This is a genomic window from Olleya namhaensis (assembly GCF_900114005.1).
Lineage (GTDB): Bacteria > Bacteroidota > Bacteroidia > Flavobacteriales > Flavobacteriaceae > Olleya > Olleya namhaensis.
Genome location: NZ_FORM01000004.1, coordinates 225,931 through 248,299, shown reverse-complemented (window position 1 = coordinate 248,299; position 22,369 = coordinate 225,931). Strand labels below are relative to the sequence as shown.

Here is a 22,369-nt window from a genome sequence, read left to right as displayed (position 1 = left end):
TAATTGAAAGAAACAATAAAAGAAAAATTAATGGTAAGCTTTGAATATCTTAGAGGCTTCATTATAAGCACTTTCAAAAGACATTGCATTTAAATTATTAACCTTTTTAGCTGTTAAATAAGATAATACTTTCTCTGTTGGCATATTACCTGTAAGATCGTCTTTTGCCATAGGGCACCCTCCAAAACCTTGGATTGCACCATCAAAACGTTTACAACCTGCCAAATATGCTGCATCTACTTTTTCAAACCACGTATCTGGTGTTGTATGCAGGTGTGCTCCAAACTCGATGTCTTTGTAATGGGGTATTAAATTAGAAAATAAGTACTTTATATTTTCTGGATTAGAAGTCCCAACGGTATCACTTAAAGATAAGATTTTAACACCCATTTTGCTTAAACGCTCAGTCCACTCTCCAACAATATCAACATTCCAAGGATCCCCGTAAGGATTACCAAAGCCCATAGATATATAGACAACAACCTCTTTATTAGCTGCATCTGCTTGGTTTAAAATATCTTGAAGTAATACTATAGACTGTGCTATAGTTTTATGCGTATTACGCATTTGAAAATTTTCTGAGATAGAAAATGGATAGCCTAAATAGTCAATTTCGGGATGTTTACAAGCTTCTGCTGCGCCACGAGAATTTGCTACAATAGATAATAATTTACTAGTAGTTTGACTTAAATCCAATTTTGACAAGACCTCTGCTGTATCCACCATTTGCGGAATAGCTTTAGGTGATACAAAACTACCAAAGTCAATAGTATCAAACCCTACACGAAGTATAGATTGGATATATTGTATTTTTTGTGCTGTAGGTATAAACTGTTTAATGCCTTGCATGGCATCTCTTGGACATTCTATAACTTTAACCTGATTTGACATTTGTGATTTAAATTCTTGTATAAAAGTAGGTTATTTTTCTGAAAGGAATATAAAAATAGCAATCCCAATAAAGACTACAATCTGTAACCACTTTAAAACCAACCCAATATTTTTACTTTGTTTTAAATAATCAGAAATAAAACCGGCTAAAATTGCGATTAATGCAAATACAATAAATGAAGTCGCCATAAAAATCAATCCCAAAACATAAAACTGTGTCACCGTGCTTATGGTATCACTATATAAATAAGCTGGGAAAAAAGCCAGAAAGAAAATAGAGACTTTAGGATTTAAAACATTCATGATCACCCCTTGCTTATATAATTGTCCTAAGCTTTTTTTAGGGACAGCCGCACTACCTAATGAGACTTTAGCATCGCTTTTATAGACTTTATAAGCTAAATATAATAAGTACAAAGCACCTAAAGCTTTGATTGCAAAAAACAAAGTATCGCTTTCTTTAATTATTGCCGACACACCAAACGCAACTAACGTGGTATGCAATAAACAGCCAGAAATTAAACCACAAACCGTGGCTAATCCATATTTACGACCGTTAGTAATACTTTGCATTAATACGTAAATATTATCTGGACCTGGAGAAAAAGACAAGGCTACAGTAGCAAATATAAAACTAAACAGGATTTCGTAATTCATTTAACTCTTGTTTAAAATAGCTTTATTTATCTTTTTTATTAAGCTTGGTCCTTCATAAATAAACCCTGTGTAAATCTGTACCAAATCAGCACCTGCATGTATCTTGTCTAAAGCATCTTGTGCCGAGTGGATACCTCCTACTCCAATAATAGGAAATGCTTTATTGCTTTTATCCGCTAGATACTTGATAACCTTTGTTGATTTTTCTTTAACCGGTTGTCCACTTACACCACCATTACCTATTTCTGCTAAACGTTCTGCGGAAGCTTTTAAATTAGAACGATCTACAGACGTATTACTTGCAATCACACCATCCAAATTAGTCTCGGCAATTAGCGCAATAATTTCGTCTAATTGTATGTCATTTAAATCTGGAGCTATTTTAAGTAAGATGGGCTTCTGTTTAGCAAAAGTCTTATTAGCCTTTTGAACGGTACCAATTAATTCTAACAAATAATCCTTATCATTTAACTTAGCATGACTCCCAACATTTGGGCAACTTACATTAAGTACAAAATAATCTACGTAGGGATGTAAACCGTTAAAACACTCTAGATAATCTTTGGTATAATCTTCAGGTTTAGTCTGTGTGTTTTTTCCAATATTACCACCGATAATAAGTTTTCCTTTATTTTTTTTAAGCTGAACGATAGCTTGTTCTAAACCTTCGTTATTAAAGCCCATTCTGTTAATAATCCCTTGGTCGTCTTTTAATCTAAAGAGACGTTTTTTAGGATTACCCGCTTGGCCTTTTGGAGTCACAGTACCTATCTCAATAAAACCGAAACCAAAGTTTGCTAATTCATTATACAACACCGCATTTTTATCAAAACCGGCTGCTAATCCTACTGGATTTTTAAAGGTTAAACCGAAAAGCTTACGTTCTAGCTTAGGGTCTTCAATAGTATATAAACGTCTATATAACGATGCCATACCAGGAATCTTAGAAGTCACTTTTACTAATGAAAACGTGAAATGATGAATCTTTTCAGGATCGAAACTAAAAAAGAAAGGTCTTAAAAGGGATTTGTACATTGTAATAGGTTTGCACAAAAGTAATTCTAATTAAAAAATTGAGCAATTCAAAAGCTAAAAAACTTAATAATCGTAACTTTGACGTACGGTTAAATAATTTAATTTAGCTTAACCTTTCAAAGGAATACAAAACGTATAAAATCACAACAAAATGATTTCAAAAGAAGATATAATTAAAAGATTTGTAGGTTACGTAACTGTGGATACTGAGTCTGATCCAGCAAGTGACACTACACCAAGTACTGCTAAACAATGGGATTTAGCCAATGCGTTAGTAGAAGAGCTAAAAGCTATTGGTCTAGAAGAGGTCACTATAGATAAGCATGCTTATATAATGGCAACTTTACCTAGTAATGTTGCTCATGACGTACCAACTATTGGGTTTATTTCGCATTTTGATACGACTCCTGATTTTACAGGTGCTAATGTTAAACCTCAAATTATTGATAAGTACGATGGTGAAGACATTATTTTAAACAAAGAAGAAAATATTGTGTTGTCTCCAGATTATTTTGAAGACTTACTATTATACAAAGGTCAAACATTAATTACTACAGACGGAACAACACTTTTAGGTGCAGATGACAAGGCTGGAATTACAGAGATTATTTCGGCAATGGAATATCTTGTGGCTAATCCACAAATCAAACACGGAAAAATTAGAGTTGGTTTTACACCTGACGAAGAAATTGGTCGTGGTGCGCATAAATTTGATGTTGAAAAATTTGGTGCAGATTGGGCTTACACAATGGATGGTAGTCAAATTGGAGAATTAGAATACGAAAACTTTAATGCTGCAGGAGCGGTTGTAAAAGTAAAAGGAAAAATTGTACACCCTGGTTATGCTAAAGGAAAAATGGTCAACTCCATGTACATCGCTACAGAGTTTATCAACTCGTTACCAAGATTAGAAACACCGGAACATACGGAAGGTTACCAAGGTTTTTTTCACCTGTACTCTATATCTGGAGAAGTTGAAGAAACAGTATTAGAATACATAATTAGAGATCACGATTTAGGTCATTTTGAAGCTAGAAAAGAAATGATGCAAAAGCTAACTGATGAGCTTAATGCACAATATGAAAGAGAAGTAGTAACTATCGAGATTAAGGATCAATATTTTAATATGAAAGAAAAAGTGGAACCTGTAATGCACATTGTTGATATTGCAGAAGAAGCTATGAAGCAATTAAATATCAAACCGCTTATCAAAGCCATTCGTGGTGGTACAGATGGATCACAATTAAGCTATATGGGCTTACCTTGTCCAAACATCTTTGCTGGAGGACATAATTTTCATGGTCGTTATGAGTATGTTCCTGTTGAAAGTATGATTAAAGCAACGGAAGTGATTTGTAAAATTTGTGAAATTACAGCAGAGAAAAACAAATAATAATGAAAAAACTATTAGTATTATCGGCTTTGGTTATAAGCTGTATTGCATGCAAAAAAGAGACAAAACAAACTAATCCTGTAACAACAGAAACAAGTACTACATCAGAAAAATTAGCAACTATTACAAAGGTTGCAGAATTTACTGGCCAACAAGTTACAGGTGTTTCTGTAAGTCAAGCGGGACGTGTATTTGTTAATTTTCCTAGATGGAGACCGACAGTAAAACATTCGGTTACAGAAGTGGTGAATGGCGAATCTATTCCTTTTCCAAATGAAAGTTGGAATAGCTGGACTCCTGACACCCCTCTAACAAATACTACTTTTGTTGCAGTGCAATCTGTTGTTGTTTCTCAAAACGAATTATTTGTAGTAGATACTAGAAACCCGTTTTTTAAAGGCGTTTTATCTAATCCAAAATTATTTGTTTTCAATTTAGAAAATGATAGTCTAACACAAACGTACACGTTACCAAACGATGTGTTTTTTAAAGATTCATATATCAATGATGTCCGTATCGATCGTAAAAATAAGGTTGCTTACTTTACAGATTCGGGACACGCAGGTTTATTAATTTTGAATTTGGAAAACGGAACATTTAAACGTGTATTAACAGATCATGTTTCTACAACTGCCGAAACGGATCATTTAACTATAAATGGTAAACAATGGGTAAACACCGTACATTCTGACGGTATTGCTTTAAACCAAATAGATGATACATTGTATTTTCATGCATTAACCGGATATACGTTATACGCAGTGTCAACAGCTGTTTTAATTAATGGTACGACGGAAGATATAGAAGCTGCTGTAGAAGTTGTAGATAAAACTGCTGCACCTGACGGAATGATTTTTGACCAATTTGGTAATCTTTACTATGCCGATTTAGAAAACAATGCCATTTTAAAAAGAGATTTAAACGGTAAAACAACAACTATAGCCAAAGGTGATATGGTACGTTGGGCTGATACTTTTAGTATTTATAATGGTGATTTGTACTATACCAATTCACGTATTAACGACATTACGGGACCTATTCCAACCATGACATTTCAGGTTAATAAATTAGCCATAACAGAGTAATTACTTATTTAAGACTATCATTATCAAAACGGATACCACACAAAACAATACCATTGAAGGTTTAGAGGAAGATTATCTTTATGTGCACCCCTCGCAAATACTTGAAGCTGGCAGTGGTTTATTTACGGTTATAGACATATACAAGCATGAGATTATTTCGCTTTTTAAAGGCGAAATAATTGATGCGGTTGAAGCAGACAAAAGAGCAAAACAAAACCACGACCGTTATTTTATTAATTTATTAGATGGAAGTATAATGGATAGCATGCATACCCACTGTTTTGCTAAATATGCAAATGACACTAAAGGGACCTCGAATAGTCCCTTTAAAAACAATGCCAAAATTGGATTAGATGATGATGGCAATGTTTGTATAATAGCAACTAAACGTATAAAATCTGGATCCGAAATTTTTTGTGGTTATGGTAAACCCTATTGGAAAAAGCACCAATGATTTACAGCCATTAAAAATAATTGAAATAAACATCTGCAATTGATTTCCCGTAAGGACAAAAAAAATTAAATTTGCAATTCGAAGTAACTAATCATATTATAATTTTGCCCTTTGGAAAATAAAAAAGCAATTACGCTAATAGACCGTATTCTGAAAAACCTAGATGCTACAGGTATTACTTCAGATACATTGATTGATGACATTAAAGAATTAAGAACTTACGCTATAGAGAAAGAAGTGCCTCTTGCTGTAAAAGTACTTCGTTATACTTACGAGCATATTGAAGAGAATGATTCTTTTTTAATAGCTATACCAGAAGATTCTCCTCTTGAAGAAGATACTGATACTGAGGAAGACACTGAAGAAACAGAAGAAGCTGAAGTTGAAACTGTAGAAATAGATCAAATTGAAAGTCTTAAATATGTGATTTCGCTTATCAGAAACCTTGATAACAGCATGAACATATTAGATTTAAAATATTTCAAAAAAGTATTAACTGAAAACTAGGCCTAAGCTCTAGTTTTTTTTTAGCCTTTACTTTCTATCTCTAAACAGATAGATAAAACTGTGTGTTTTTACTAGCTTTATGCTACTATTATATTCAGATTAGACTATTACGTTAATACATCAAACATAAGCTAGCGTGCGTTGATAAAACCATGCTTACAATAAAAAAAGCCAAAACAGATTTGTTTTGGCTTTTTCTATTTAAAATAAATACGCTTCTGCTTCTAATAAAGATTAAAAGATGTAATGTATCACACCACTTTTATAATTCCGCTAAACAAAACTCAAAAGCAAACTCTAAATTTAATGCATAAAAAAAGCCTTCTTAAATAAGAAGGCTTTTACTGTTTCTGTGGGGAGAGCAGGATTCGAACCTGCGAAGACGTAGTCAGCAGATTTACAGTCTGCCCTCGTTGGCCGCTTGAGTATCTCCCCTAAGCTGGCACAAATATATACTAACTTTTAGTATATAACAAGCAAAAAAGAACTGTTTTTAATCGCTTTTTTTTCCTCTATTGATTTTTAATTAGTTAGCGTAATTTTTTTCTCAAATAAATATACCAAACTAAAAAAAAGCGCAACATAATTAGTGTTGCGCTTTTCAATTCTAATTAAATTTACTTAAAATTTGTAGGTTAAAACTCCTGCAAAATTTCTTGGATCTGTTTGGTTTATATAGCTTGTCCTGTAGGCATTGTATCCAATAGAATCAAAGACATTATTAACCAATACTCTAAAATTCCAATGGTTATCTAAATTATAAGCTACTTGAGTATTAACCTGAGTGTATGCCTCCACATTAAAAGGCTTTTGATTTGGAACAATACCTTGGTGGGTTATAGCGCCTGAGCTCCAGTCATTAATAGGACGTGCTCCTGTGTAATAAACTCCACCTCCAACAGACAAACCTTGAAGTTGTTGTTTAAAACTGTAATTGGCATAGATATTAAAAGTGTGTTTTGGTGTGTTTAATGGTGCCGATCCATAGACATAAGAGGTGTGCTCTTTATATTGCGCATCAATGTAAGAGTAACCAGTAATAACCTCTAAGTTATCCAAAATACGACCACTTAACTCGATTTCAACTCCCTTTCTTTCATCATTACCGCCTTTTGCATAGTAACCAGTTTCTTCCCAATTAACATTATAGACAGGAAGATTAATATCCTTATTGTTTATTTTAAAATAAGTTAAGTTAAAACGTAATCTACTATTTAACCAATTGGTTTTAATTCCGGTTTCAAATTGGTCATAACGTTCATTTCCTAATTCGTTACCATTAACATCTAATCTTGTACCAGTTCTTGGGTAAGAACTATTAGTGTAGGAAGCAAATACATTTATATTTTTTAAAGGTGATATAATAATTCCTCCCAATGGATTAAAGGCATCGCTTTCTGTAGTTTGAGTTGCTGTTATTGTTCTTGTTTTACTATAACGGAGTCCAAAAAATCCTTTTAAGTACTTATTAAAAGTAATCACATCTTGAGCAACAAAACCAAATGCTTTAGACTCACCCGCTAATGCTGATTGCGCAGAAAGTGAAATATCTGTTGGTAATTTACTAGTATTACTTGTAAAGACGTCTATTGTATCAATTACGGAAACAATTTGTGATGTTGTATTATAGCTACTTGTGCGGTAGTCAAAACCCACCTGAAAGGTATGAGATAAAGCTCCTGTTTTAACTTCATCACCAACTACATCAAATTGTATTACACTATTGTCATCTGCCCTAGTAGATACAGAATACCCTCTAGATTTTTGATTAAAAATAGTATTTCCATCCACATCACTAACGACTCTACCTAAACTTGCCCCTTTATCATCTAAATCTAAAGTTGATTTATAATAAGCCCCTTTAAGGCTTAATTTATCAGTTAACTCTCTATCAAATCGTACAGCATAAGTTGTATTAGTGGTTAATGATTTATCATCCTCGAAACCTAAAAATTGATCGTAAGGCAAATCATAAATTAAATTTTGATCATTATCTCCAAGGTTAACAGTTCCAAGATCTGGCGTTCTACTATCTTCAAAATAATCCATTTCAAAAGTTATAGTAGTCTTATCATCAGCCTTCCATTGGAAAGAAGGATTAATATAAAAACGATCAGAGGTTACACCATCTCTATAACTATCAGCACGCTCTAATGCTCCATTTAATCTAAATGCTGTAGTTTTTGACGTAGTTATTGGACCATAGACATCAAACGTAGTTCTGGCTTGACCAAAACTACCTCCTCTTACAGCAACATTACCACCAAATTCATATTTAGGTGTTTTAGTTACTATATTAATTATTCCACCCGGACTTCCTAAATCTGTAGCTACACCTTGTGTTACGGATGCTGCACCTTTTAATACTTGAATGTTATCAACACCTTGCATATCTGTAAGAATACCTTGTCCTCGAAAATCAGAATGCACTCTAACACCATTTTTCAAAACAGGAATACCTCTAAATCCACGAGAAGACATACTTTCTCTTTTATTTCCATAAGTAGCAAATGTATATACTCCTGGCACATTTTTTACTGCATCTGCAATAGTTAAGTTTCCTTGTTGTTCAATTACTTTTTCAGAAATAATAGAAATACTCTGAATTTGCTCATAAGGTTCAAGAGGTAGTCTAGTTAAGGCTTCAATTTTATCTGGGTGGGTAAAACGACTACCAAAAACTTCAACTTCATCCAAATCTCCATTGTATTGTAGTTTAAACGATAAGTATTTAGTTTCGTTACTACCTATTTTCACTAATTGTTTAACTGACCTGTATCCAACAGAAGATACTTTGACAGTGTAACTACCTTCTTTTATATTATCAAAGATAAAAACACCATTCATATCTGCTGCTACACCAGAGTTAACCTCTTCTAATAAAACCGTGGCGAAAGGCATCTTTTCATTTGAATTGTTAGTTACTACTCCAGTAATTTTAGACTGTCCAAAAGATAGTTGGACCACTAATATTAATATAAAACTTAAATTTTTAAACATGACGCTATTTAGATTTGTTATAAATAAAGCGCAAATATACAGAGCACAATTAAGTTAACAAAGTTTATTTAGACTAAATCTAAATAAAATATTCTATAAGATTGATTTATAAATAAATAGAGGAACGGAGAAGAACACCTGCAAATACAAAAATTAGTGAAGGCTTAATACAAGCTTAGAGTCATTATAAAAAAAGAAATTCCACAAGTGTATCTAGCCAACTCCCAGCAATAATTAATAAACTTCAAATCAAACATGATTTAGACACTGACAATAGATTATTTAAGCTAAAAAAACGTCCTACATTAATTTATTAAAAAAATATCAAACATAAAAAGGCGACCAAATGGTCGCCTTTTAAATATATTTTAGAGTAATGTTTACTTTTTTAACTCTGCAGCTGGCTTGTTTAACGCTGCGCTCATTTCCATAGAAATGGCAGAACGATCAAACTTAAGCTTTCCAGACATAGTTTCTATAATACAACTATTGTCTTTATCGTTAAGCTCTGCAACTTTACCGTGCATACCGCTTTTAGTAATTACTTTATCACCACGTTTTAATTCCGCAGCAAATGCTTTTTCTTTTTTAGCACGTTTCATCTGTGGTGCAATCATTAAGAAATACACAACAGCAATCATTGCTACTATTGGTAAAATTCCGTTAAGACTCTCCATTATTGAATAACCGGTCCTAAGTTAGTATTTGCACCTTTTGAAGCTGCATTAGGATCTGGAGTAATAAATGCTGTAATTTTTACAGATTCTTTACCTGTAGAAGTGTTAGCAGTAATGTTAATTACTTTAGATGTTTTGTTAGCTCCTTTACCGTTAAATTTAACTGTAAATTTATCAGACTCTCCAACTGCTAATGGTTGTCTTGACCAATCTTGAGGTACTGTACATCCACAAGTACTTTTAATATCTGTAATTACTAAAGGTGCTTCTCCAGTATTAGTGTAAGAAAACACTGTTTCTTGAGGAGTACCTGATACAATCTGACCAAAGTCATGCTCTTTTTTATCAAAAGTAATTACTGGTAATTTGTTAGATTTAGCGTCTCTTTCTGCTGCTGCTGTAACATTGCTTGGGTCAATTTTAGCTGCTGCATTTTGCTTACATGATGTTAAGCTGATTAAGCATACTGCACTTAATAGAATCAATACTTTTTTCATAATACTTATTTTAAATTTGTTCAAGTCTAAATGTTTAGACTTCCGTTAGATAATATTTGGTCTGTCAAAAATAATAATATTTTTTTACTACATCAATCCTCGACCAATTTTATTTAGTTTTCCGTCCTCTTGGTACTCTTTTAATATTTTATCTAAAATACCATTGATAAAAATACTACTTTTTGGTGTAGAGTACTCTTTAGAAATCTCTAAATATTCGTTAATTGTGACTTTAGTAGGTATAGATGGAAACTCTTTAAGCTCGCAAATGGCCATTTTTAATAATACCATATCCAAACTTGCAATACGTTCTGTATCCCAATTTTTAGTTTTATCAGAAATCTCTTGACCAATTTTAGTTTGATTTAACAATGTTTTTTTAAACAAGTTAATCGCGTATTGTTTGTCTTCGATATCCTTATATAATTGCGGCGTTAAAAAACGCTCGTCAGAAGACTCCTTGATTTTACGTAACAATTTTAATATTGAAGTATTAACCGTTGGTAAATCATCTAACCACGTTAAGTTTTTATCTTCGATATAATCGTATAGTTTTTCGTTTGGAGCAATAATATCCTTAAACACATCTACAATAAAATCTCTGTCTTCTTTAAAAGTAGAGGTTTTAGTTTGCATGTATTCCTTATACAAGTCACTAGCAATAATTGCTTTATAAATAACGTCTACATACTCGTTATCTAATTGCCAATTATTAATATTGTTATTCGCGAAAGCTATTTTTAAAGCCTCGTTATTAGCAATAAGCTGTAATACTTGATTGTTTATAAATTTTTTGTTGGGATTCTTTTCTTCTGGAGTTGCTAAATGCTTCTTTTGAATGGTCTCTAATTGGGTTTTAGATTTTTTATTAACCTCTATCATTAATGACAAAATCATTAAATAAAGGCTATACATGTTATCTATACTGTATAATAAAAATTTTTGATCTTTTGAAAAATCATCACTTTCTGTACCATTAAATGCGTACAATACTTGCATTACTTTAACACGGATATGTCTTCTACTTAGCATATTTACAAAGAACTTTAGATTTCAATTAGTTTGAAATACTTTTTTATATTAATTAAAAAGGGCGAAAGTTTTCACTTCCGCCCTGCAAAAATAGTCTATTTTAGTAATATCTATTGCTGATTTTCTTTTTTTCTAGCTTCAATTCTACCTAAAGCTATATCTAAAGCTGCTTGATGTGTTGTAACATCATTAGTTTCAGCGTTATTCAAGATTTCCAACGTCGTATTATAAATATTTTCTGTCTTTCTCATTATTTCTTGTTTACCGTAGTTTTCTAACTCAGCATAAACATTAATAATTCCTCCAGCATTAATTAAAAAGTCTGGTGCGTAAACAATTCCTTTTTCTTGTAATATACGACCATGCTTAATCTCGTCTGCTAATTGGTTGTTTGCTGCTCCAGCAATAACTTTAGCTCTGATTGAGTTAATTGTGTTATCGTTAATTGTTGCGCCTAATGCACACGGTGCGTAGATATCTACATCCTCTGCATATACATTACTTCCTTTATAAATTGAAGCCCCGTACTTTTTGCTTATTGCAGCAAGACGCGCTTCGTTAATATCATCAATAATTACTTTAGCACCATCGTTTGTTAAATGCTCTACTAAAGACTCACCAACATGTCCAATCCCTTGTACAATTACAGTTTTATCTTCTAAAACATCTGTTCCAAACTTATATTTAGCAGCAGCTTTCATTCCCATAAATACACCGTATGCTGTAATTGGGGATGGGTTTCCTGCACCACCTTTGTCTTCAGATATTCCAGTAACATAAGGTGTTACTTCTCTAACTAAATCCATATCTGCAGTTTCCATTCCTACATCTTCTGCAGTAATGTATCTTCCGCTTAAGCTATGCACAAACTCTCCAAAACGCTTCATTAATTCTGGCGTTTTTTGTGTTTTGGCATCACCTATAATAACAGCTTTTCCACCACCTAGGTTTAGACCTGTAATAGCTGACTTAAAAGTCATCCCTCTAGATAAACGTAATACATCATTAAGTGCTTCCCACTCATTAGCATATTGCCACATTCTAGTACCTCCTAATGCAGGTCCTAAAACTGTGTTATGTATTCCAATTATTGCTTTTAATCCTGTATCTTTGTCGTTGCAAAAAACGACTTGTTCGTGATTATCGAAAGATAATTGTCCAAAAACAGGATCTGCTTTTGATAGTTGATTGGTATTGATTAATTCTGAAACCATTTAGTAAACATTTAATTTAATACATAGATATTACATTATTTGTAAAATCAATGCGCGAAATTAGCTTATAATTAATATTAAAACAATAATTAGCATGTTAAAATGTGAAATTGTTAAAAACTTTCTAAAACTACGTTGTCATTTAAATGAAAGAACTACAACATCTTAACAAGTATTTTTACAAATATAAAACACAAATAATAATTGGTGTTTTAATTACTATAGTTTCTAAATTATTTACTGTTTTTGTTCCAAAATTTATTGGTTCAATTATAGATGTAGTCAACGATCAACTACAAAACCCTGAAACTAGTGAAGTCACGTATAAAGCCAAATTACTAAAATACATCTTGTTTTTAGTAGGCTCTGCTGTCTTATCTGGTATACTTACCTTCTGGATGCGTCAAACAATTATTAACGTGTCACGATATATTGAGTTTGATTTAAAAAACGAAATCTATCAACAATACCAAAAACTGTCTCTTAACTTTTATAAGAAAAACAGAACGGGAGATTTAATGAACCGTATTAGCGAGGATGTTGGAAAAGTACGCATGTACGCAGGTCCTGCCATTATGTATAGTATAAACACCTTAACTTTATTTATAGTTGCGCTTGTTTTTATGTTTAAACAAGCCCCTTTATTAACTTTATATACTATTATTCCTTTACCTATTTTGTCAATAATAATTTACAAAATAAGCTCAGAAATACACAAGCGTAGTACCATTGTACAACAGTATTTATCTAAATTATCAACGTTTTCTCAAGAAACGTTTAGTGGCATTTCTGTTATAAAAGCCTACGGAATAGAGCCCCAGACATCTGCTAACTTTAATGAGTTATCAGAAACTAGCAAAGAAAAGCAACTTAATCTAGTCAAAATACAAGCTTTATTTTTTCCAATGATGATTTTACTAATAGGATTAAGTAACGTGTTAGTTATTTATATTGGTGGAAAACAGTACATGAATGGAGAGATTAGCTTAGGGACCATCTCTGAGTTTATAATGTACGTCAACTTACTAACATGGCCAGTAGCTACTGTAGGTTGGGTAACCTCAATAGTGCAGGAAGCAGAAGCTTCTCAAAAACGTATTAATGAGTTTTTAAAGACAGAACCCGAAATACAAAATAACACACCAACAGCGTCTAACATAAAAGGTGATATTGAGTTTAAACATGTATCCTTTACTTATGACGATACTAATATACAAGCCTTAAAAGATGTTAGTTTTAAAGTTAACTCTGGAGAAACGCTAGCTATTATTGGTAAAACCGGTTCTGGAAAATCTACTATTTTAGATTTAGTTGGACGTCTATATGATGTTAATAAAGGCGAAATTTTAATTGACAATACACCAATCCAAGATTTAAATTTATACAGCCTGCGTGATGCCACAGGTTATGTGCCACAAGACGCCTTTTTGTTTAGTGACAGTATTAATAATAACATCAAGTTTGGAAAAGAAAACGCAACAGATGAGGAGGTTATTGAAGCTGCAAAACTAGCACAAGTACATAAAAACATAGTCAAGTTTAAAAAACAATACAACACTGTTTTAGGAGAACGTGGTATTACTTTATCAGGAGGACAAAAACAACGCGTTTCCATAGCTAGAGCAATTATCAAGAAACCTGAAATCATGCTATTTGACGACTGTTTATCAGCTGTTGACACAGAAACTGAAGAGAAAATTTTAACTAATCTAAAAACGATTACTAAAGACAAAACAACCATAATTGTTAGTCACAGAATTTCTTCTGCTAAAAATGCAGATCAAATAATTGTTTTAGACGATGGACAGATAGTACAATCCGGAACACATAATCAGCTTATTACCATAGATGGCTATTATAAAGAGTTGTATTTAAAAACAACTAAGTAAAAATATTTGTATTAAAATGTTGTGACATTCAACTTTTTTCTTGATTTTTGAGAGAGAATTAACTAACAACACAAAACTAGTATTATGCATAATAACGAGATGATGGAGAAGGAAGAGATTTTTTCGAAAGTTTTAAGAGCCGGAAGACGAACTTACTTTTTTGATGTAAGAGCGACAAAAGCAGACGATTACTATTTGACGATTACTGAAAGTAAAAAGTTTACAAATGACGACGGATCATTTCATTATAAAAAACATAAGATCTATTTATACAAAGAAGATTTTAACGAGTTTAATGAAATCTTAAAGGAAATGACAGATTATATCATCAACGAAAAAGGAGATGAAGTTATAAGCGAACGTCACCAAAAAGATTTTAAAAGAGAATACGATACACCAAAACCAGAAGCAACTACAGAAGCCATTCCTGTTACTGAAACTACTGAAAACGCAACAGGTGCAGAAAGTAGATTTACAGATGTAGATTTTGATGATATCTAATCCATACTAAAAGCATAAAAAAAGCCTTTTCTGTAATTAGAAAAGGCTTTTTTTATGCTTTATTATAAACCAAGAATAATAGTAAGCTTGATATTAAACCAACAAGTCCCGACACTAACCCAAAGCTACTAATTGTAATACAAAACAATAAAAGCATCCAAAAGGGCACTAATGTCAAACAGACCGCAAACCTAAAGGTTGACTCAAATTCTTCTTCTTTAATTTTAGGTTTTAGTACTTTTTTCCAGACAAGTATTGGTAAGCACAATATTGCATACACCACTGGCTTTAAAACGCCTTTAAAAACACCTGTTTTTAAAGGCTGACTGCTACACTCTTCAAAATTAGAAGCAATGCAACGGTTGACCGTTTTAGGATCGGTAAAATCAACTTGACGTTCCGTTAATTTTTGTAACACAATATCATACTTTTCTTCAGGAATTTGAGTCGTCAACTTGGACATTGCATTAAACACATCCTCCTTTATTTGTTTAGTAGCCTCTATTGTATTTAATTGATTGTAATCCGAAGACACTATAGGTTGCCCAAAAACAAGAGCTACACAACTTCCCATTTGTTTAGCTTCTTGATAATTAAACCCTACTGGAATTAAATTAACTGCGGTATTAGGGTGCTTTTCTCTTAACTCTAGTACAATCCTAGTAAATCCTTTACTAAGCGGTCTAACACGCCGTACCAAACTATGACTCCCTTCCGGAAAAACAGTTATAGCCTGATTGTCATGCAATAATCCGACACTAGTACTAAATACTGATTTGTTTTTAGCAATAGTACTCCATCCATCACGGACACGATATACTGGAAGCATATTAAGACTTTGCAATAGTTTACTAACCAGAGGTTTTTTAAAAACAGCTGCTCGCGTTAAATAATAACAAAACCGTCCAGACTTAGTAGCGATCAACAAGGCATCTAATAGTGCATTTTGGTGATTACCTAAAAATAACACGGGCTGATCTTTAGGTATTGTTTCTTTACCTATTAAACTGATGTTTTTATAATAAAAAAACAATCCAATTTGGATATACAACCTAACACTATGCAACCACAATTTTTTCAAAAATTTATATTTTTTCATTTGATCTCGTCCAAAACGACGCTAGTATTAACCCAGAAATAATATGCCAAATTCCCCAAAAGGCAACCAAAACTGCCATTCCGCCTAAGCCATCAAAAAAAGTAAAGACCAATAACAATCCAAGCCCTGAATTTTGAATTCCGGTTTCGATACTTAACGTTTTTTGATTTTTAAATGACAACCTAAAAGCTTTCGCTACCAAAAAGCCCAATAATAAAGCCACAATATTATGACTTATTCCGATCGCTAATACGTGATGTATAAAATCAGTAAATACTGTTATATTTTTTGAAAATGCAATAACTATGATGCTAATAAAAATGAAGATAGATACTGGCTTCAAAACTTTAGACAACTGATTAGACCATTTTGGTCGATAATAATTTAATAACATCCCTCCTATTAACGGAAGCCCTAAAATTAATGCCATAATTTTAAATATAGCCATAGGTTGCAAAGTTACCGATTTTAATATCGTAGCTGTCGGCGCATATAAATTACCATACAACTGAAAATTAAAAGGCGTAAATACCAACGCTAATACAGACGCAAAAGCGGTTAGACTAATGGACAGTGCGGTATTACCCTTAGACAAGTGGGTTATAAAATTACTAATATTACCACCAGGACATGCTGCCACCATAAACATACCTAACGCAATACTAGGTTCTGGCTGTATTAAAATGACTAATAAAAAGGTGACTAAAGGTAATAATACAAACTGAGACAGTAAACCTACAAGAATAGGTTTAGGCTGCTTGATTAATTGTTTAAAATCTTGAATATTTATACCTAAAGCTACACCAAACATGACAATAGCTAAGGCAATATTTAAAATAAAAAGACCATTAGAATCAAAGTTGATTTGCGCGTGATCGACCTCTACCATAAACTATGATACCGCAGTACCATTTGGCACTTTACTTTCTGGATTAAGTAAAATAACATCCTTACCATCTACTGCTCCAACTACAAGACAATCACTCATGAATTTAGCAATTTGTTTTCTAGGAAAATTTACTACAGCAACAATTTGCCTATTAAGCAAGGTTTCTTTTGTATACAGAGTTGTTATTTGCGCACTGGTTTTCTTGACACCTAAATCTCCAAAATCAATAGTTAATTGATACGCAGGATTTCTGGCTTCAGGAAAATCGTTGACTTCTAATATAGTACCAATACGTAAATCGACTTTGGTAAAATCGTCAAATTGAATAGTATCACTCATGACTTAGTTAGGTTGTGGTTATACTGCAATGTAATATTTTAAAATGAAATACTAAAAATGACATGATTTAAATCATATCAAAAGTTTAATTTCAAATTGAAGAAATTGGTATCTTTATTGGGGTGTTTTTTATGATATTTCGCTTTAAACACACCCGTCTTTAAAAACTAAAACTGATTGTAAAAAGCATCTATATAAATAGTTAATAAAAACAGATTATGACCTATTCCATTACAGCCCAATCCAAAGCAAACAACAATGCATCTATGCAGATTAAACAATCTGATATTAACTTTGGAACAACTAAAGCATCTGCTGACACATTAGCTAACCCCGCAGAATTATTCTTAGGGTCTTTTTCGGCGTGTATTCTTAAAAATGTTGAGCGCTTTTCTATCTTAATGAAGTTTGAGTACACAAAAGCAGAAATAACCGTTGGTGCGACACGTTTAGAGAAACCACCTAGAATGGACCAGATAAATTATAAGCTAAAAATTTATAGTGATGATGACAGTTTAAACATCAATTTACTTAAAAAAAATATTGAAAAATTTGGCACTATTTACAACACTGTAAGTCAATGTTGCGCTATAAATGGCACGATTATAAAAACACCCAATTAGCGGTTACATCCAACCTTCGCGTTTAATCAGTTCTTGTATATGCGCATAATGGTGATTACTATGCCATGCATAAATCCCTAAGTTTTTAGTTAAAGCAACCGTTTCATTACTTTCAGGATGTATAAAGGTACGTTGTAACTGCTCTATACTTAATCCTTTAACATAATGTACCAACTTAGCATGTACCGCTTTGATGTGTAATAATGACAATTCGATAGGCTGATTGTAATCATGCTGTGCAGCCCATGTGTTTTCGTTATATGCTTTAATCACAGGATTATCTTCCGTCATAGCCCATTTAAAACGGATATAACTATGATGATGACTATCCGCAACATGATGTACCACCTGCCTAACCGTCCAACCATTAACACGATATGGTGTATCTAATTGCTTATCCGATAAATCAGATACTAATTGCTCTAATCTATTAGGAAAATGTTCTAAAATAGAAATCCAAGCCTCTGTCATGGCTTTTGTAATAGTTGATGGACAATCAAATGTACCAATAGGGTATTTTAATGTTTCTAGTTGCAGGTCTGTCATGAGGTAAAAGTAAATAAAAAAACCTCAAAAGATTTGACTCTTTTAAGGTTTTATTAGTGTTTTAATATAGTATTTAAACGTGCTAAATATTATACAGTAATATTATTATTTAACGTCAACAAGCTCTACATCAAATACAAGTACGGCGTTAGGTGGAATTGCTCCTCCTGCACCTCTTGCTCCATATCCTAAGTCTGAAGGTATTACAAAACGCGCCTTATCACCTACGTTTAATAATTGAATCCCTTCATCCCAACCAGAAATAACTTGACCTACTCCTACTTGAAAATCTAAAGGTTGGTTACGTTTGTAAGAACTATCAAATACAGTTCCGTCTGCTAATTGTCCTTTATAGTGCACAGATACTTGGTTTCCTTTTTCTGCTTTTTTACCAGCTCCTTTTTGGATGATTTGGTAACGTAAACCACTTTCAGTTTCTTCAAAACCTGCCGCTAATTTATCTAACTCAGCTCGCTTTTCTTCACGTTCCGCAGCAATACGCTTTTCTCTTGCTCCTTCAAATGTTCTAAATGCTTCAATAGCATTAAAACTTTCTGCAGCAGCACCAACTCTAACAATCTCTAAAGTATCAATTTGATCTCCTTGAGCGATAGCGTCTACTATATCTTGTCCTTTTACTACATTACCAAATACAGTATGATTACCGTCTAACCAATCTGTAGCAATATGTGTAATAAAAAATTGACTTCCGTTTGTTCCTGGTCCAGAATTGGCCATACTTAATATTCCAGGCCCACTATGTTTTAATTCAGGATGAAATTCGTCATCAAATTTATACCCTGGATCTCCTGTTCCAGAACCTTGAGGACATCCTCCTTGGATCATAAAATTATCTATAACTCTATGAAACTTTAATCCATCGTAGTAAGGTGTACCTTGAGGCTTAACCTTATTTTCCATATTCCCTTCTGCTAAAGCAACAAAGTTACCAACTGTTCCAGGCGTTTTTTCAAATTCTAAAGCGACTAAAATCTCGCCTTTATTCGTATTAAATTTTGCGTATAAACCGTCTTGCATTACATTGTTTTTTAATGAACTGCAAAGATATAAAGAAGTTAAAAGGTATGTGTTATCTGATATCATTTTTTTTAAGCGAATCCTATTCTCTTAAATTTTATTAGATTTGACACAGATTAAAATAAACTATGGGTGTATTTAGTAAAATTTTTGGAGGAAATAAGACAAGTCAAGCTGAAGACGCTGATTATATCGAAACCGTTTTAAAACATAGTGAAGATGCCCCACTTGGCGTATCTGATCAAAATGTTATTTATGCTGGTTATAATGAGCTTGGTGGTTACTATTATTTACAAACGTACGTTATTGGGCGCTTAAATACTAAAACCAAAACTGGTGCTACATTGTTAGTAGATGGCGAAGGGTATAACTTGAGCTTAAAATCTGATATGGACGAAATAGAATCTGATCCTGTAGATATTTTTAAGGGTAATGCAACACGTATTGATTTTGAAATTGAAAAAGATACTGTCGAAAAAATAAAACGATCTACTATAAAAAGTATCACGTTAAATATAAAAAAGAACACGTTTGTGTTTAAACCTATTGCAAAAATAAAAGAGGAAAACGAGCAGTAGCAACTGTCGTTTTCCTCTTTTAGTACTGTAATGTGTAATATTAATTAGCGACTTCGCTAATAAATTTGATACGATACAGACGTAATTCTTCGTCATCATAGTCGCCATCAAACTCATCTATTGCCACATCTATTTTATCTGTTTCTGACTCCATAAAGTAGTCATGAATTTCTTCCTGTTGGTCTTCATCTAAAATATCATTTATCCAATAATCGATATTTAGTTTTGTTCCCGAAAATACAATAGCTTCCATTTCTTTAATAAAAGCAGGCATTTCCATTCCTTTTGCAGAAGAGATATCTGTTAATGGTAACTTTCTGTCCACATTTTGGATGATATATAATTTAAGAGCAGAGTTACTTCCTGTAGATTTAACAACTAAATCATCGGGTCTAATAATATCATTATCCTCCACATATTGCGCAATTAAGCTAACAAAATCTTTTCCGTACTTTTTAGCTTTCCCTTCTCCAACACCATGTACATTGGATAATTCGCCAAGTGTTATTGGATATTTTAAAGCCATATCCTCCAATGAAGGATCTTGAAATATTACAAAAGGAGGTACACCTAATTTTTTAGCATTAGATTTTCTTAAATCTTTTAGCATTTTCATTAAAGCCTCATCCACAACTGCACCAGCACCACTTTGTGCTGTGATAATAGAATTATCGGTTTCGTCTCCAAACTGATGATCTTTAGTCATCATAAAAGAGAATGGGGTGTCAATAAACGCTCTTCCCTTATCTGTTAACTTAATGACACCGTAAGTTTCGATATCTTTTTTAAGCATAGCTGTCACTAATATTTGGCGTGTTAAGGCCATCCAATAGGATTTATCTTTTGCACTTCCTTTTCCAAAAAAGGGCTGTGCATCTGTTTTATGTGATGCTATTAAAGCATTTGATTTTCCAGTAATAACATTTACTAGTTCTTTTGCTTTATACTTTTCGTTAGTTGCATCAACAATTTCTAAAAGCAATTTAACATCGTCTTGTGCTTCTTGTTTGTCTTTTGGAAAACGCATGTTATCATCCATATCTCCACCATCTCCAGTGGCGTTGTCAAACATTTCTCCAAAATAATGCAATATAAATTTACGTCGTGATATTGAAGTTTCCGCGAAAGCGACAACCTCTTGCAGTAACGCTTGACCAATCTCTTGCTCCGCTACAGGTTTACCAGACATAAACTTTTCTAGTTTTTCTATATCCTTATATGCATAATACGCTAAACAATGTCCTTCTCCTCCATCACGTCCTGCACGACCTGTTTCTTGGTAATAACTTTCAATACTTTTAGGTATGTCATGGTGAATTACAAAACGTACATCCGGCTTGTCTATTCCCATCCCAAAAGCAATGGTAGCGACAACAACGTCAATATCTTCCATCAAAAACATATCTTGATGGTTAGATCGTTTTTTAGCATCCAATCCGGCATGATACGGTACTGCTTTAATACCATTAACTTGCAATACTTGTGCTAACTCTTCCACGCGCTTTCTGCTCAAACAATAAATAATCCCTGACTTACCTTCGTTTTGTTTTACAAAACGGATAATATCAGAATCTACAGTTTTCGTTTTTGGACGTATTTCGTAATATAAATTAGGTCTATTAAAAGAAGCTTTAAACGTATTAGCATCATTCATCCCTAAGTTTTTCAAGATATCCTCTTGCACTTTAGGTGTTGCGGTTGCTGTTAAACCAATAATAGGAATATTATCCCCTATACGTCTTATAATAGATCTTAAATTTCGGTACTCTGGTCTAAAATCATGACCCCACTCACTAATACAATGCGCTTCATCTACCGCCATAAACGAGATTTTTACAGTGCGTAAAAACTCCACGTTTTCCTCTTTGGTCAGCGATTCTGGTGCTACATATAATAGTTTTGTAATACCGTTAGTAATATCCTCTTTAACTTGTTTTACTTCTGTCTTGTTTAAAGATGAATTTAATACATGTGCAACACCATGCTCATTAGAGATACCACGAATGGCATCTACTTGATTTTTCATTAATGCAATTAAAGGAGACACTACAATAGCAGTCCCTTCTTGCATCAACGCTGGCAATTGGTAGCATAAACTTTTACCACCACCAGTTGGCATTATCACAAATGTATTTTCTTGTTTTGTAATACTTTGTATAACCTGTTCTTGAAGTCCTTTAAACTCGTCAAACCCAAAGTATTTTTTTAATGCAGAATGCAAATCGCTTTTCACTAGTTATAACTTACGTATTAAATTAATTATTTACACTTACTTACATATGACTAACAAATAAAATGTTGCTAAAAATTGAATTCCCCTCCCAATTTTTTCGCTAAATTTGTTGCCAATATTATTATATTAAAGCTTTGTCGCTTTTTTAGAATAAAACTAAAGATAGTAAAATCTTTATAAACCAAAAAAATT

Annotated in this window: 22 protein-coding genes and 1 tRNA gene; 8 read left to right on the top strand and 15 right to left on the bottom strand. The window is 32.8% G+C overall.

The window, feature by feature from the left end; translation table 11 throughout:
* Positions 1-27 precede the first annotated feature (27 nt).
* Genes BMZ09_RS08320 through BMZ09_RS08310 form a run of 3 tightly spaced genes read right to left on the bottom strand, consistent with a single transcriptional unit; the run spans position 28 to position 2,583 of the window.
* A complete protein-coding gene (locus tag BMZ09_RS08320; RefSeq protein WP_090839406.1) occupies positions 28-891 on the bottom strand; it encodes a hydroxymethylglutaryl-CoA lyase in 864 nt (287 codons plus the stop codon).
* A 30-nt stretch (positions 892-921) separates the two neighbouring features.
* The gene (locus tag BMZ09_RS08315; protein WP_090839404.1) at positions 922-1,548 is read right to left on the bottom strand and encodes a LysE family translocator; all 627 of its coding nucleotides are present in this window, start codon (positions 1,546-1,548) and stop codon (positions 922-924) included.
* Positions 1,549-2,583 carry a quinone-dependent dihydroorotate dehydrogenase gene (locus BMZ09_RS08310; RefSeq protein ID WP_090839402.1) on the bottom strand — a complete coding sequence of 345 codons (1,035 nt, stop codon included), beginning with the start codon at positions 2,581-2,583 and terminating at the stop codon, positions 1,549-1,551.
* Positions 2,584-2,734: 151 nt separating this feature from the next.
* On the opposite strand from BMZ09_RS08310, the gene pepT reads away from it, so the two are divergent.
* From pepT to BMZ09_RS08290, 4 genes are all read left to right on the top strand, one after another.
* Positions 2,735-3,976: a peptidase T gene (pepT, locus tag BMZ09_RS08305; RefSeq protein WP_090839400.1), complete on the top strand. Its 1,242-nt coding sequence runs from the start codon at positions 2,735-2,737 to the stop codon at positions 3,974-3,976.
* Between the two features lie 2 nt (positions 3,977-3,978).
* The gene (locus BMZ09_RS08300) at positions 3,979-5,061 is read left to right on the top strand and encodes an L-dopachrome tautomerase-related protein (protein ID WP_090839398.1); all 1,083 of its coding nucleotides are present in this window, start codon (positions 3,979-3,981) and stop codon (positions 5,059-5,061) included.
* Between the two features lie 82 nt (positions 5,062-5,143).
* The gene (locus tag BMZ09_RS08295; protein WP_090839397.1) at positions 5,144-5,515 is read left to right on the top strand and encodes an SET domain-containing protein-lysine N-methyltransferase; all 372 of its coding nucleotides are present in this window, start codon (positions 5,144-5,146) and stop codon (positions 5,513-5,515) included.
* Between the two features lie 111 nt (positions 5,516-5,626).
* On the top strand, positions 5,627-6,022 hold the full coding sequence (locus BMZ09_RS08290; protein WP_090839395.1) for a hypothetical protein: 396 nt from the start codon (positions 5,627-5,629) through the stop codon (positions 6,020-6,022).
* A gap of 353 nt (positions 6,023-6,375) precedes the next feature.
* Here BMZ09_RS08290 and BMZ09_RS08285 read toward each other — a convergent pair.
* The 6 genes from BMZ09_RS08285 to BMZ09_RS08260 all read right to left on the bottom strand — a co-directional run bounded on the left by BMZ09_RS08285 (position 6,376) and on the right by BMZ09_RS08260 (position 12,442).
* Positions 6,376-6,457 (bottom strand) — tRNA-Tyr (locus tag BMZ09_RS08285).
* A 186-nt stretch (positions 6,458-6,643) separates the two neighbouring features.
* Entirely contained in the window at positions 6,644-9,022 is a 2,379-nt protein-coding gene (locus tag BMZ09_RS08280; protein WP_090839393.1) for a TonB-dependent receptor, read from the bottom strand.
* Positions 9,023-9,402: 380 nt separating this feature from the next.
* Complete coding sequence (gene yajC, locus BMZ09_RS08275) at positions 9,403-9,699, bottom strand: preprotein translocase subunit YajC (RefSeq protein ID WP_090839391.1); 297 nt, start codon at positions 9,697-9,699, stop codon at positions 9,403-9,405.
* Complete coding sequence (locus BMZ09_RS08270; protein ID WP_090839390.1) at positions 9,699-10,196, bottom strand: DUF1573 domain-containing protein; 498 nt, start codon at positions 10,194-10,196, stop codon at positions 9,699-9,701. The genes yajC and BMZ09_RS08270 overlap by 1 nt, the downstream gene beginning before the upstream one ends.
* 87 nt (positions 10,197-10,283) lie before the next feature.
* Positions 10,284-11,228, bottom strand: a complete 945-nt coding sequence (gene nusB, locus BMZ09_RS08265; RefSeq protein WP_232782582.1) for a transcription antitermination factor NusB — start codon at positions 11,226-11,228, stop codon at positions 10,284-10,286.
* A 110-nt stretch (positions 11,229-11,338) separates the two neighbouring features.
* A complete protein-coding gene (locus tag BMZ09_RS08260) occupies positions 11,339-12,442 on the bottom strand; it encodes a Glu/Leu/Phe/Val family dehydrogenase (RefSeq protein WP_090839389.1) in 1,104 nt (367 codons plus the stop codon).
* Between the two features lie 146 nt (positions 12,443-12,588).
* Between BMZ09_RS08260 and BMZ09_RS08255 the strand changes: the two genes are divergently transcribed.
* Together BMZ09_RS08255 and BMZ09_RS08250 are read left to right on the top strand one after the other, a co-directional pair.
* Complete coding sequence (locus BMZ09_RS08255; RefSeq protein WP_090839387.1) at positions 12,589-14,331, top strand: ABC transporter ATP-binding protein; 1,743 nt, start codon at positions 12,589-12,591, stop codon at positions 14,329-14,331.
* A gap of 84 nt (positions 14,332-14,415) precedes the next feature.
* Positions 14,416-14,832 carry a PUR family DNA/RNA-binding protein gene (locus BMZ09_RS08250; RefSeq protein WP_090839384.1) on the top strand — a complete coding sequence of 139 codons (417 nt, stop codon included), beginning with the start codon at positions 14,416-14,418 and terminating at the stop codon, positions 14,830-14,832.
* Positions 14,833-14,884: 52 nt separating this feature from the next.
* On the opposite strand, the gene BMZ09_RS08245 is transcribed toward BMZ09_RS08250, so the two are convergent.
* From BMZ09_RS08245 to BMZ09_RS08235, 3 genes are read right to left on the bottom strand one after another with little or no spacing between them, the layout of a single operon-like run.
* Positions 14,885-15,913, bottom strand: a complete 1,029-nt coding sequence (locus BMZ09_RS08245; protein WP_245741118.1) for a 1-acyl-sn-glycerol-3-phosphate acyltransferase — start codon at positions 15,911-15,913, stop codon at positions 14,885-14,887.
* A 4-nt stretch (positions 15,914-15,917) separates the two neighbouring features.
* Positions 15,918-16,820 carry a bile acid:sodium symporter family protein gene (locus tag BMZ09_RS08240; RefSeq protein ID WP_090839381.1) on the bottom strand — a complete coding sequence of 301 codons (903 nt, stop codon included), beginning with the start codon at positions 16,818-16,820 and terminating at the stop codon, positions 15,918-15,920.
* 3 nt (positions 16,821-16,823) lie between these two features.
* Entirely contained in the window at positions 16,824-17,159 is a 336-nt protein-coding gene (locus tag BMZ09_RS08235) for a tRNA-binding protein (RefSeq protein WP_090839378.1), read from the bottom strand.
* A 218-nt stretch (positions 17,160-17,377) separates the two neighbouring features.
* Between BMZ09_RS08235 and BMZ09_RS08230 the strand changes: the two genes are divergently transcribed.
* Positions 17,378-17,782, top strand: a complete 405-nt coding sequence (locus tag BMZ09_RS08230) for an OsmC family protein (protein WP_090839375.1) — start codon at positions 17,378-17,380, stop codon at positions 17,780-17,782.
* 3 nt (positions 17,783-17,785) lie between these two features.
* On the opposite strand, the gene BMZ09_RS08225 is transcribed toward BMZ09_RS08230, so the two are convergent.
* Entirely contained in the window at positions 17,786-18,328 is a 543-nt protein-coding gene (locus tag BMZ09_RS08225) for a YfiT family bacillithiol transferase (RefSeq protein ID WP_090839371.1), read from the bottom strand.
* 105 nt (positions 18,329-18,433) lie between these two features.
* A complete protein-coding gene (locus BMZ09_RS08220) occupies positions 18,434-19,366 on the bottom strand; it encodes a peptidylprolyl isomerase (protein ID WP_090839368.1) in 933 nt (310 codons plus the stop codon).
* Between the two features lie 128 nt (positions 19,367-19,494).
* Here BMZ09_RS08220 and BMZ09_RS08215 point away from each other — a divergent pair, with 128 nt between their 5' ends.
* A complete protein-coding gene (locus BMZ09_RS08215; protein WP_090839365.1) occupies positions 19,495-19,944 on the top strand; it encodes a hypothetical protein in 450 nt (149 codons plus the stop codon).
* A gap of 40 nt (positions 19,945-19,984) precedes the next feature.
* On the opposite strand, the gene BMZ09_RS08210 is transcribed toward BMZ09_RS08215, so the two are convergent.
* Complete coding sequence (locus BMZ09_RS08210; RefSeq protein WP_090839362.1) at positions 19,985-22,177, bottom strand: ATP-dependent DNA helicase RecQ; 2,193 nt, start codon at positions 22,175-22,177, stop codon at positions 19,985-19,987.
* Positions 22,178-22,369 lie beyond the last annotated feature (192 nt).